12 protein-coding genes are annotated in these 12384 nt (G+C 51.0%); 1 reads left to right on the top strand and 11 read right to left on the bottom strand.

Translation table 11 applies throughout. The annotated features are described in order from the left end of the window. Positions 1-18: 18 nt before the first annotated feature. The 10 genes from tssB to kbaZ form a co-directional block, all read right to left on the bottom strand. The gene (gene tssB, locus GEAM_RS09335; protein ID WP_034790850.1) at positions 19-516 is read right to left on the bottom strand and encodes a type VI secretion system contractile sheath small subunit; all 498 of its coding nucleotides are present in this window, start codon (positions 514-516) and stop codon (positions 19-21) included. Between the two features lie 668 nt (positions 517-1184). Beyond that, positions 1185-3077 (bottom strand): alpha-amylase family protein, encoded by a 1893-nt coding sequence (locus GEAM_RS09330; RefSeq protein ID WP_034790849.1) that lies wholly within the window; start codon positions 3075-3077, stop codon positions 1185-1187. A 90-nt stretch (positions 3078-3167) separates the two neighbouring features. Then, complete coding sequence (gene kbaY, locus GEAM_RS09325) at positions 3168-4046, bottom strand: tagatose-bisphosphate aldolase subunit KbaY (protein WP_034790848.1); 879 nt, start codon at positions 4044-4046, stop codon at positions 3168-3170. A 12-nt stretch (positions 4047-4058) separates the two neighbouring features. Continuing rightward, a complete protein-coding gene (locus GEAM_RS09320) occupies positions 4059-5213 on the bottom strand; it encodes an SIS domain-containing protein (RefSeq protein WP_034790847.1) in 1155 nt (384 codons plus the stop codon). A 298-nt stretch (positions 5214-5511) separates the two neighbouring features. Continuing rightward, positions 5512-6645: an N-acetylglucosamine-6-phosphate deacetylase gene (nagA, locus tag GEAM_RS09315; protein ID WP_034790846.1), complete on the bottom strand. Its 1134-nt coding sequence runs from the start codon at positions 6643-6645 to the stop codon at positions 5512-5514. Beyond that, the gene (agaF, locus tag GEAM_RS09310; protein ID WP_034790845.1) at positions 6642-7076 is read right to left on the bottom strand and encodes a PTS galactosamine/N-acetylgalactosamine transporter subunit IIA; all 435 of its coding nucleotides are present in this window, start codon (positions 7074-7076) and stop codon (positions 6642-6644) included. Before agaF ends, nagA begins: the two co-directional genes overlap by 4 nt. 15 nt (positions 7077-7091) lie before the next feature. Further along, the gene (agaE, locus tag GEAM_RS09305; RefSeq protein WP_034790843.1) at positions 7092-7967 is read right to left on the bottom strand and encodes a PTS N-acetylgalactosamine transporter subunit IID; all 876 of its coding nucleotides are present in this window, start codon (positions 7965-7967) and stop codon (positions 7092-7094) included. After that, positions 7957-8739 (bottom strand): PTS N-acetylgalactosamine transporter subunit IIC, encoded by a 783-nt coding sequence (gene agaW, locus GEAM_RS09300; protein ID WP_034790841.1) that lies wholly within the window; start codon positions 8737-8739, stop codon positions 7957-7959. Before agaW ends, agaE begins: the two co-directional genes overlap by 11 nt. A 10-nt stretch (positions 8740-8749) precedes the next feature. Continuing rightward, positions 8750-9223 carry a PTS N-acetylgalactosamine transporter subunit IIB gene (gene agaV, locus GEAM_RS09295; protein WP_034790838.1) on the bottom strand — a complete coding sequence of 158 codons (474 nt, stop codon included), beginning with the start codon at positions 9221-9223 and terminating at the stop codon, positions 8750-8752. 24 nt (positions 9224-9247) lie between these two features. Then, positions 9248-10540, bottom strand: a complete 1293-nt coding sequence (gene kbaZ, locus GEAM_RS09290) for a tagatose-bisphosphate aldolase subunit KbaZ (protein ID WP_034790900.1) — start codon at positions 10538-10540, stop codon at positions 9248-9250. Positions 10541-10790: 250 nt separating this feature from the next. Here kbaZ and GEAM_RS09285 point away from each other — a divergent pair, with 250 nt between their 5' ends. Further along, positions 10791-11600, top strand: a complete 810-nt coding sequence (locus GEAM_RS09285) for a DeoR family transcriptional regulator (RefSeq protein ID WP_034790836.1) — start codon at positions 10791-10793, stop codon at positions 11598-11600. A 73-nt stretch (positions 11601-11673) separates the two neighbouring features. Here GEAM_RS09285 and yajD read toward each other — a convergent pair whose 3' ends face one another. Next, a complete protein-coding gene (yajD, locus tag GEAM_RS09280) occupies positions 11674-12021 on the bottom strand; it encodes an HNH nuclease YajD (protein ID WP_034790833.1) in 348 nt (115 codons plus the stop codon). Between the last annotated feature and the right edge of the window lie 363 nt (positions 12022-12384).

Raw genomic sequence — 12384 nt, 5'->3', positions numbered from 1 at the left:
GATCCGATTCAGGAAGGGTTAAGCGTCTTTAGGGGCCAGCGCGGCCAGTTCGTTGCGTAAGTCATTGCTCAAGGTTTCATCCTTAAGGATGGCTTCAAGCTCTTTGCGGAAGGTGGCGTTGTCTAAAAGGTTGGATTTGAGGTCGCGTAATAAATTACGCATCGCCAGCATGGCGCGCAGTTGGGGGATTTGACGGGCAACTTGTTCTGGCTCGAAATCTTTCATATCGCCAAAGGCCAGCTTAACGCTCTCTTCACTACCATCGGCTGCCAGCGTGTTTTCCACGGTCAGGTTCAGCGAAGGGCCGTATTCCGCCAGCACGCTGTTAAAGTTGTTTTTATTGATATTGATTTTTTCGCGTTCGGATAACGGTCGATTCTCTTTCCCGTTACTGTAATCGCCCATTACCACCAGTTTTAATGGCAGTTCGACTTTCTTCTGTGCGCCGCCGGTATGCAGATCTAGCTTTATATTAACGCGCGCTTTAGGTATTTCATTTTGAAAGCTATTAGACATGGTTATTTTCCCTGCTTGTGATCGGGGTGTGATTTTTTTGGCGACAAGCAGAAACGAAGAGCTTTGCTTCCTGCAAGGCCACTAAAGGAATTACGTCAAGATTCACTCATTACCTATGAGTTAAAGAAAAGGGAATCTACTGGTTAATAATATTGAATGCTTCGAATTAATCAATGGTTTCAAATGTTGATTAATATTGTGAGTAATGTTTTCAAGTGATTTGGCAAGTAAGTCTCATGCTCTTGTTTTGATTCTATTTCGTTGTTTTTATTGATTTTAATGTTCATTATCGAAGCATCTATTTTTCCATTATTTATAGGGGTTTTTCCTCATTAATTATTTTATGATGGCGTTTTTTCAGGCTTTTTATTAGGATTTTTCTTTCGGACTTTTCTTGGGTTGTAAGAGGTGTCTTTAAAATAGGTAGGATTTTTCCGCCGAGTTTTTCTTAAGAGTTTTCGTATATAAAAGTTATCTTTCTGTTTAATTATCATTTGAGTGAATAATAAAGTTCTTAGTATTAACCTATGATTGAAAAATCATGGTGGCCGAAATGGCAGATAAATTAACAATAATCGCGATAATGTTTTTTTTAGATCAAAAAGACTAAGTTTATGAAGGGCAGCCTGACAGCTGGAGATATCAGGCCGCAATGGGTAGGGTAAGCTCTATTTACTGGCTGGAGTGGCTTCAATAACCAAGGTTTCGAGCGGTTTTAAGGTCACGACAACAGGCTGGCGGTAATCGGCAGGCAGGCTGGTGTTGCTGCCATAAACATTTTTAACGGTGAATTGGTTGGCCTCGCCGCTCGGGATTTCAAAGCTTTTACTGAGGTCCAGATAGTAACTTTGTGCTTTATCCGACGGATTGCGCAGGCCCAGAATGGCTTTCTTTTTGCTCCATGATGCCCAGCCGTAGACCTCCAACGCCGTAGGGTCACCGCCAACCCAGTGAGTATCGACCAACACATCGCTATTACTGCGCGACCATTTGGCCGCCGCCGCGAGGCTGTCCCACTTGTTGCTGTTTAACATTGAAGGCGTGATATACAGCTCTTGCAGCTGGGTTCCCGTCGCGAAATAGCTCCACACTTGGTCGGCAAAGTCACTGTCGGTCTGCACTTTCTCCAGCCCAAAATAGGCGTGCTCAGCGCTGACAATGCCGTGATACATCAATGAGTTTATTGGGAACAGCGGGCCTTTGCGCACGATAGAGCGATAGGTCTCGGCATCGCGATAGGTCATCCATTGCTGCACTGGCGAGCCTTTGCCAAACACATTAATGTCATCGCCCTGACGCCAAATAGAGTCGGCGTAGAACAGCCACGACGGGCTGGCGTCGGTGCCGGTGGTCAGATTGATAAACAGGTCCGGATTGGCCTGCCGCATATTTTTAATCAACTCGATAGAAGCATCGAAATCGGATGCAAACTGGCTGCCTGGAATATAGGAATTGGCGTTGCCCATGCCATCTAGCTTGAAGGACGTGATGTGCTCGTTTTTAATCAGCTTGATGATTTGTTGATTGAAATTGCGGAAGTAATTCGGGCCGGAGAGGGCGAATTTGCCGTCTACGGTTTCAAAACCGTTCTCTTTGGCGTGCGAAACGCGGATATCACGCGGCTTGTTGTAGCCACCCCAAGGCGAGAGCCACAGCCCGACCGAGGTGTGCAGGCTGTCGGCTTTCTCCTTCACCGCGCCAAACCCTTTGCTGAACGCCGGGCCGAATAGCCATTTTCCGGTGCGATCGTCCCAGCCATCATCCAGTAAGAAACCATCCAGCTTCACGCCGCGCTTTTTAATCAGCTCATCGGCATAGGTGTCCATGCGACTCAGGACCTCTTGTTCGGTATAGGTGGTGAAGAAGCCGATATCCATCCAGCTGTTGTAGTGCAGATAGGGCTGATAAGGGCGTGCCCGCACGGCGTTAATGAACTGGTTGAAGCTGCGGCGCAGCTGATTGCTTTCTTCAAAAGTCCCAAAGTAGGTGGTGAAGGTGACAGGAGTATCCGTGCCAATCGGCGTTTTCAGCTCAACATTTAAATTAGTTGTAGTTTCATAGGCATAGGTATTAACGATAGGTTTTTCCGGCAGAATGAAAAAGCTGTCCGCAATGATCGGCGAGCTATTAATGGCGCCATCAACATAGGGCGCCTGAGCCTGACCTTTGGTCGGGAAGAAGGTGATTTTCGCCACTTTCTGCGGCTGGCCTTTCGCCAGAATGCTGTAGTCGATGCTGGCGTATTTGCCTTTTAGGCTATGTAGCACCACGTTGACGCTGAAGTCTTGATGCTCATAATCGATAAAAATCGCGTCATCTTTCTTCTGCACACTCTTAATTTTAAAATCGGCAGCGTGAATAACCTTTTCATCTGGTAATGTCAGGAAAAACAATTCAATAGGCGCTAACTGGTGGCCCGAAAGCTTATCTTTTAACACTACGGCGGAGTGGGTGTCGTCAAAAGAGAAAGCCAAGTTATCGTTGTTTAACTGGTACTCGGAGGCGAGAGCGCCATTACTTATCAGCAATAAAAGGAGAGAACTCTTTATGAGGGTTTTCATAGGATGTCCTGATATCTCAGAGTAAAAAGGTATGGGTGTCGCGAAGGAAAAGGCTACCCGATACGTGACAGGGTAACCTTTGTGAAAGACTTAATGTGCTGCAACAGGTTCAGGGATGAGCTTATTCGCCGAGCCGCAGACCGTCACTTTGCTGCGCACCACGTCTTTCATCGCGTCCATGCCGACGCGCATGTAATAGCGCGGGTCGTTGCCTTCCGGGTTGTCGCCGAACCATTTTTTAACCGCCGCCGCAAAGGCAATTTTCAGCTCTGTGGCGACATTCACTTTACACACTCCCAGTTCAATGGCGCGGCGGACATAGTCGTCAGGCACGTCACTCGCGCCGTGCAATACCAGTGGGATATCTACCGTTTCGCGGATCTCTCCCAGCCGCTGGAAATCAATTTTCGGCCGTTTGGTGTATAGACCGTGGGCAGTACCGATGGCGACGGCAAGGCTATCAATGCCGGTTAGCTCGACAAATCGGCGCGCCTCTTGCGGATCCGTGAGAAAAGCACTCTCTTCGTCGACGTTCATATCATCCTCCACGCCGCCCAGTCGGCCTAGCTCAGCCTCAACGCTACAGTCGTTTCGATGGCAAAAATCCACCACGTTTCGCACCAGACGGGCGTTTTCGGCAAAGGGGAAGTGGCTGCCGTCAATCATCGCGCTGCGCACCCCGGCATGGACCTTGCGGCTAATGTCTTCCAATGACTCGTGGTGGTCGAGATGCAGAGCCAGCGGCATGCCGTAGCTGGCAGAATAGGCTTCACACAGGGCGTAGATCTCTTCAAAAGCGATATGTTTGAAGGTGCCCGGCGTACCGGCAAGGATCACCGGAGACTGCATCTCTTTGCAGACTTCGAGGATCGCCTGAATGGTCTCTGCATTATGGATATTGAAAGCAGGGACGGCATACCGCCGCGCCTGCGCGTCTTGTAAAAGATATTTTGTCGAAATGATGCTCATGAGGTGATCCTCTCAGCCTTTCCATGGATGAATAACAACGCCTTTCACAACGCGATTTACCGTGCCGCTGGCGGAAGGGGTGTCAGGGGTAATGCCCGCTTTGATTGATTCGCTGAGGGCGAAAATTTGGCTGTAAATCAGGAAACAGAAAGCCTGTTCGATATCGATAAAGTCGCGTGAAGCGGGCAATAGGATGTGCGGCCCGGCGGTGATTTCAGGGCTGCTGCTGGCCGATATGGCCACTACGCGCATCGCCTGCTGGTCGCGACGCAGCTCATTTAGCAAATCGAGATCGTATTGGCGGGTATAAGGGTGGCTCGACACAAACAGCACCACCAGTGTTTCACCATTGACTAAGGATTTTGGCCCGTGACGGAATCCTGTCGGCGAGTCATAAAATGCCGCCAGTTTGCCCGCGGTCAGCTCCAGCACCTTTAAGGCAGACTCTCTTGCGACACCCTGCAAGCCGCCGCTGCCGAGATAAACCACGCGTTTGAAGGGCAAGTCGCCAAATAGCGCATCGCTAAAGTCGCCTTGAGAATCAATGATCTGTTCGCAGCGCGTCGCGACATCTTGAAAACTCTGGCTATTGATGGTTTTAGGGGCAAAAACCGCCAGACAGCTTGCCATCATGGTGCTGATGCTGCTGGTCATGGCGAACCCGCGATCGTGGGTTTCGGCTGGCATCAGCAGGGCCAGCGCGTTTTTACTCGTAACGGCATTTTGATACAGGCTACCTGCTTCATTGCAGGTGATGATCAGATGATGGGATTGGCTAACCAGCTGATTAGCTAAATCCACCGCGGCGACGCTTTCCGGGCTGTTACCCGAGCGAGCAAAAGAGACCAGCAGCGTCGGGCGGTGAGGGGATAGATAGTCCACAGGGTTGGTGACCAGATCGGTGGTCGGCACGGCGACAAAATTTTTATCCGTCTGGCGCGAAAGCCAAGGGGCAATAATATCGCCAATAAACGCCGAGGTTCCCGCACCGGTCAGGATGATTTGTAAATCAGGTTTTTGTAGCAGAGGGGTAAGAAAATTATCTATTTCAATACGTTGGCTTTCGATATTTTTTAAGGATTTGATCCAGCACCCCGGTTGTTGGCGGATCTCTTTTTCGGTCCAGGTTGCCGTACCTGAAATACTGGCAAATTCTGTTTCGCTCATCACGTGTCCTTAGTCATACCTTTCAGTGAGCCAATACAAATCATGCATGGCATCTTTCGTTTTGTTTCATTTGGTCGGTTTTGTGGATAAATGAAATCTATACAAAAGAAAATGAAAGATCAACGAAAGAAAGGAAATAAAACGAAAACTGTGATCTAAGGATAGATTAGGTTTTATTATCTAACTGATTTATATGAATATTTGGATTTTGTGAGAATATGAATCTGTGATTTACGAAAGGAAAAGAAAGGCTTGTGACCGCGCAGGCCACAAACCAAAGTGATGTGCAGTGAAAGCTTTAGATCTCGACAGGCTGACCATCAACCCATATTTTTTGCACCTGAAGCTGCGAATTTAGTGCGATAACGTTGGCCATTTTCCCCACTGAGAGTGAACCTAAACTCTGTTCAAGGCCGAGCATTTTAGCCGGATGCAGTGATGCCATATGGATAGCATCCTCCTGCGACACGCCGAGGCCAGCGACCAGATTGCGCACCGCGTCATCCAGCGAAAGGGTGCTTCCTGCAAGCCCGCCCCCAGCCGTGCGCACCATACCTTGCTGTAGGGTGACGGGCTGCCCGCAAATCGAATACTCGCCGTCGGGCATGCCCGCAGCGCGCATGGCGTCAGTGATCAGCACCACCCGATGCGCCGCGCAGTTGCAGCATAGCGCCATCGCCGCCGGATGCACGTGGTGGCCGTCGGCGATTAACTCCAACCAGGCTCGCTTATCCGTTAAGCCCGCGCCAACCATGCCGGGATTGCGATGATGAAGTCCCGTCATGCCGTTAAAGCAGTGCACCAGCCCATCGGCTCCGGCATCAAAAGCCCGGACGGTCTCTTCATAGCTCGCCGCGCTGTGGCCGAGCATCACTTTGATTCCCTGCTTTTTCAGATGCTGAATCGCCGGGATCGCCTGCGGCTTTTCAGGAGCCAGTGCCACCACGCGCAGGGTGTTTTGCGACACATCAATCAGGCTATCCAGCTCGGCGATGCTCAGTTCGCGAAACAGTTCTGGGGAATGCGCGCCTTTATTCTGCGGCGTAAAGTAGGGCCCTTCCAGATAGCTTCCCAGCACCGTCGCGCCTTTGCCGCCCTGATGGCAGCGCAGGGCAATGCGCCGCAGCGCGCTCTTAATATCCTCAAGCGGAGCCGTGACGGTGGTCGGCAACCAGCCACCGACGCCCTGACGCGCTTTGAATAGGGCCAGTTTGTCCAGTACCTCGGGGGAGTCATCCATGACGTCAACGCCATCACCCCCATGGACATGGATGTCTATGTAGGCCGGGCACAGCAGCTCGGCGTCGCGCTTTGGCACACCTGCCGGGATTGGCTCAATGGCGATAATCTTGTTGCCGTCGAGGCGCAGCTGGTGGTCTTGCAGCCAGCCATGCTCGGTCAGCACGCGATGCGCGCGCAGCAGCTGGTTCATATTCCTTCCTCTATTGGCACGGCCTCGCGGTGGCGGCCCAGTTCATCTACTAGGCTGGTGAGTCCACGGTGACCACACTCAAGGGCCTGAAGGCGGAACTCCTGACTGCTCAACCCTTCGCGTTCCAGCACCATTTCCAGCAGAAGTTGTAGATTCACGCCGGTGATCACTTCCCGTTCTGATTTTTGCATAGCAAAGGTCGAGGCCACGCGAAAAGGTGTGCCGCCCAGCAAATCCGTCAGAAAAACCAGCCCTTCAGTTTCATCCAATTCCGCCAGAGCCTGTTCAAACTGGGAAGTCAGCAGGGCGGTTGAAGAGCTTTCGGGAAAATCGATCGCCGTGATTTGTTGCTGTTCACCAAGGATTTGCTTCATGGCTTTCTCAAGCCCGGAGGCGAACCCGCCGTGACCGGTAAGAATAATGCTTAACATGTTGCGTCCTCTTGCTTACAGGAAGTGACCGAATTTGCCGACGATGCCCAACACGACGGTTAGCCCAATAAGGCGCAGCGGGCTCCAGCCACGGCGCACCAGCCAGTACATCGTCAGGGTATAAACCAGTGGCAGAAACGCCGGCATCAGCTTGTCGATAACGTCAGTTTGTAATTTAACCACGGCGTCGCCAGCGTTGATTTCCAGCGTGGTGGCTAATCGAACATAGGTCGCCACCAGCGCACCAATCACCGTCATGCCCACGATAGAGGCGGCGCGGCCCACTTTTAGTGTGTTGGCTTTGATAACCGGAATGGCGGCCACGCCCATGCGATAGGCATAGTGAGCTAACCCGAAACGCAGCCCGAGGTGGACGACGTTAAACATCACCAAAAATACCACCGCGCCGAGAATCGAACCCTGAAACGCCAGACTGGCCCCAATGCCGCCACAAATCGGCAGTAAAGTGAGCCAGAACATGGCGTCGCCGATGCCGCCCAGCGGTGCGCCAACCGCAATCTTGGTGCTTTGAATACTGGTCACATCCTGCTTTGAGCGCTCCATCGCCAGAATGATGCCGATGACAAATGTCACCAGAAATGGGTGGGTGTTGAAGAATCCCATATGGCCTTTCATCGCCCGCGCCAGATCATTCTTATTGGTATGGATTTTTTTCAAGGCGGGCAACAGGCCATACAGCCAGCCCGAAGCCTGCATACGCTCATAGTTAAAGGAGGCTTGCAGCAGCATGGATCGCCACGCCACGCGGTTGATGTCTTTCTTCGTCAGCTCGGCACCAATGGTCTGATCTTCATAGATATTGTCACTGCCAGCCGTCACGGTTTGCTCACTGGTGCTGATCCCTGGCAAAACTTGAGTATTAGATACCATCTTCAAATTCCTCTTGTTTAGAGTGGGAAGGCTGCTGGGGGGCGGGGTCTTTACGCATAAAGTCGATGATTGCCATCGCCAGAGCAGCAGCGGCAATGGCCAGCACCGGAAGCTTCAGCCAAGCGGCAGCAACAAACCCGAGGATGAAATAGGGGATGTAGACGTTCTTCATCATGATTTTCAGCAGCACGGCAAAACCGATGGCTGGCATAATGCCGCCCGCCACGCCTAGGCCGTCAATCAGGCGCGCCGGTAGGACATCAATGGCGGCTTTGGCGTGATCCGCGCCAAAGTAGATTGGCAGAAAAGCGCAGAGAAAATAGAAACCCCCCAGTGCCAGTAGCGCTAAATAGTTAACCCTTTCGATTCCTTTGGTGTCAGCATTGGCCGCCATCCGGTCGCAGCGCGCCATCACGCCGGACATGATGGAGAACAAGAAGGTAATGCCCATTTGTACCGCCACGGCGAAGGGAACCGCCACGCCGACCGCCACTTCAGGCTTCACTCTGGCGGTGATAGCAAAGGCAGTGCCGACAATCGTGCCGATAATGACATTTGGCGGCTGAGCACCTGCCAGCGGAGCCAGCCCCATCCATACCAATTCCAGCGTACCGCCGGTTAAGATCCCCGCGTGAAGGTCACCCATAATCAGGCCAACCAGTGGCCCGAGCACCACCGGGCGATGCATGTGCGTCAGGCCGTTGAACATATCCAGACCCGCAATAAAGGCCAAGATCCCTAACGCCGTTGCCTGTAATAAGCTAATTTCCATAGAAAATACCTCAAAGGAGTTTGTAGAGATCCTGCGCAGGCTCGGTGGGAACGCCCTGAACGAAACATTCCACGCCGGCTTTTTTCAGACCATTAAAAGCCGCAATGTCCTGATCGTCGACCGAGACGGTTTTGGCAATCTGTTGCTTGCCTTCGGCATAATGCATGTTGCCGACGTTGATGCGTGTCACTGGCACTTTGCCGTTGGCGAGGGTTAAAAAGTCAGCCGGATTTTTGCAGACCAGCAAGATTTTCTGCCGATCGTTGGCGCGATGGATATTGTCGATAACCTTTTGCAGCGGCCAAAAACGCACGGCGATACCTTCCGCCAACACCATTTCCATTAAATGCTGCTGAACTTCATCTTCGGCCACTTCATCATTGGCCACTAACACCAGATTAGCTCCGGCAAAACCTACCCATTGCACTCCCACCTGGCCGTGGATTAGACGCTCATCAATACGACTTAAAACAATGTTTGGCATATTTTCTTCCTTATTATCATTGTGTTAATGCGATGACTGTGTGCTCATGCAAGCGGCATGGTACTGACGCAGTACATCCTGAATGTGGTCAATAATCAGTTCATGTGGCGTGGCTGCCAGCCTGCCTTCGCGGACTCTGGTGTATTGCAGGGGCAGGTACTGGCTGATTAGCGGTAGCGGGATGGCTTCATCAGCTAAATGAGTTACAAGGCGGGAATAAGCCTCGTCAATGTCATGATCCGGCCAGTAGTAGCGAACGCGGTCGGAATAGCTGTATCCGCGCGCCAGACGGCGCTGATCGTTATTGCCGTGATAGTGCTGTTCCCAGTGCTGCGGGTGCTCCTGCATCACGCTTTCTAAGACATCCCTCAGCCCGGAACACTGGTGGGAAGGGCGCAGTTCATGCTCAATAGCCGCCAGTGAAAACAGGGTTTCGCGCAGGGCAAAAGTGAGAGCGGGACCGACTTTTAAAATCGCGAAGTGGTGCTGAACAAGCTGGCGTAGGGAGAAGGGGGTTTGATAATCGGTGGAGTGCGCTTCGAAGACCATGGTGTCAAATTCTTCGATAGTCTGGCTCAGAGCAAGAGATTTTTCAGGCTGGTAATCAATAATATGAGCATGATCGAATTCCACACCCGGTTGCACCACGAGCCCGATAATTCGAGGCCAGATTTCGTTCAGCCCCTGCTGTTCAAAAGCGTGGCGGTGAGCTTGCAGCGTGGCTTTGGCCGCCTGCGGAGAGGTGACCGCCAGCGTTGACAGCGTTTCATGCGCACCGCCGGGAACCGGAACCTCTGTCCCGATGATATACACCAGATCAGAGCTTCCCCATTTCTCCTTGCAGGTTTGCTCGGCAATCCGCGCAAGCCTTGCAGCGCGCTCTGCCACGATTTCATCGGTTAATGGCACTGGGTCATCGGCACAGGACATGCTGCAATCAAGATGGATTTTTTTAAATCCAGCAGCCACATAATGACGGATCAGCTCTTCGGCATGAGCCATGGCTTCTGCGGCAGGGGCGGTTTGCCAGCGATTTGGCCCCAAATGGTCGCCACCTAATATCAACTGATGGCGCGGCAGGTGGTGCTCATCCGCCATTTGCTCAACAAAGTGGCGGAAGTCGAGCGGCGTCATGCCAGTGTAACCGCCAAACTGGTCCACCTGATTCGAGGTGGCTTCTATTAATAAGAGCGATTGTGTTTCCCTGGCGTGGCGTATCGCCGCCTCAAGCACTAATGGGTGTGCGGAACACACGGCAAAGATGCCGCATCCTTTATCCTGCTTATGGTCAGCCACAAACTCGGTTAAATGTTTCACTTTCCACTCCATAAGGTGTTAATGGTTATTTTTCTTTCAGTTCATTTCGCTGGATATTGCTTCAACGGCTAATAAAAACAAAACGAAAGATAATGGAAATGCGATCTGTTTCGCAAAAGAAACGTAGTGAAAGATTTTTTGATCAATAACCCATCCATTTTGGTGCAGTGCAAAGGCTTGCATTTCAGCAAAAGAAAGGCGTTAATAGGCAAAGCGAAATGAAACGAAAGGCCGTGAGAAAGGATCAACTATGAGTAATACCGATTCGGCAATGGAAAAGCGTGTAACGGGAACCAGTGAAAGGCGTGAGCAAATTATTCAGCGTCTTCGCCAACAGGGAAGCGTTCAGGTTAATGATTTATCGGCATTTTTTAATGTTTCTACGGTCACTATCCGCAATGATTTAGCCTTTCTGGAAAAGCAGGGCATCGCCGTGCGAGCCTACGGCGGCGCGCTGGTCTGCGACGCCAACACGCCGGGTATTGAGCCGACGGTGGAAGATAAAAGCTCCCTTAATACTTCCTTAAAGCGCAGCATTGCGCGGGTTGCCGCCAATCTTATCAAGCCGGGCCACCGCGTCATTCTCGACTCAGGCACCACCACCTATGAAATTGCGCGCCATATGCGTCATCATAAAGAGGTGATTGCCATGACCAATGGCATGAATGTGGCCAACGCGCTGGTGGAAGCAGAAGGGGTAGACGTGCTGATGACCGGCGGGCATCTACGCCGCCAGTCTCTCTCTTTCTATGGCGAACAGGCCGACCAGTCGCTGCAAAATTACCACTTCGATATCCTTTTCCTTGGCGTCGACGCCATTAGCCTCGAGCGCGGGGTGAGTACCCATAATGAAGATGAAGCGCGCCTGAACCGCCGGATGTGTGAAGTCGCAGAGCAAATCATCGTGGTTACCGACTCCAGCAAATTCAATCGCTCCAGCCTGCACAAAATTATTGATACTCAACGTATTCATACGGTTATCACCGATAGCGGCATTCCCGAAGATAGTTTGAATGGGCTGAGAAAGGCCGGGGTGGAAGTGGTGGCGGTTGAGGGGTAGTGGGGGCAGAGAACGCGGGTAAATGGTCATTTTTATTGTCAGCTTATTTCCCATAAGCTGACATCTGCAAAAATTACTTCTTCTTATTCAGCATCGATTTTAAATCCGCGAAGGGATTATAGGTCGCTGCTTCAACATCATCTTGCGCGTCTTCCCCTGCGACTACGGTTGTGCCGTACTGGTCCGCTTCGGTGTATTTCGAGTGCTCATGATCATGGCAATACAGGCACAGCAACTCCCAGTTACTGCCATCTTCCGGGTTATTGGTGTGGTCATGATCGATATGGTGAACCGTTAATTCGCGCAGGTTGGAATAGACAAACTCACGCGAGCAGCGCCCACAAACCCACGGATAGATTTTTAACGCTTTCTCGCGATAGCCGCTTTCCAACCGCGAGTAGTTTTTAGGGATCAGTGCCATGGTGTTGTCCGTTGTAGTGTGAGGGTATGGGATTAGGGGGATAATATATCCTTTTATGAGGGAGGAGGTCATCTGTGGTATTTATATTTCTACCTGCCCATTCCCCCTTTGTCTGGTCACTGAAATCCTCGTTTTTGACCTAAAATTTTTAAAAAAGACACCGGATCGAACTCATTTTGTATTCCTTACCATCGATCCATTGTGCTTTCTAATCCAATATTTACTTTGACCAAGGATATATATTGAAAAGGAAAGATGTCATTAGAAAGACATAGCCTGAAATGAAACGCCAATTCCTTCTGATGATGAATAGTGAGTTTCTAGTTTGTCGGAATTTTTTTACTTTGTTCAGTCGAAGTGAAA

Source organism: Ewingella americana ATCC 33852 (genome assembly GCF_000735345.1).
Lineage (GTDB): Bacteria > Pseudomonadota > Gammaproteobacteria > Enterobacterales > Enterobacteriaceae > Ewingella > Ewingella americana.
The sequence above is the reverse complement of the archived record's forward strand: the minus strand, read 5'-3'. Positions and strand labels throughout refer to the sequence as shown.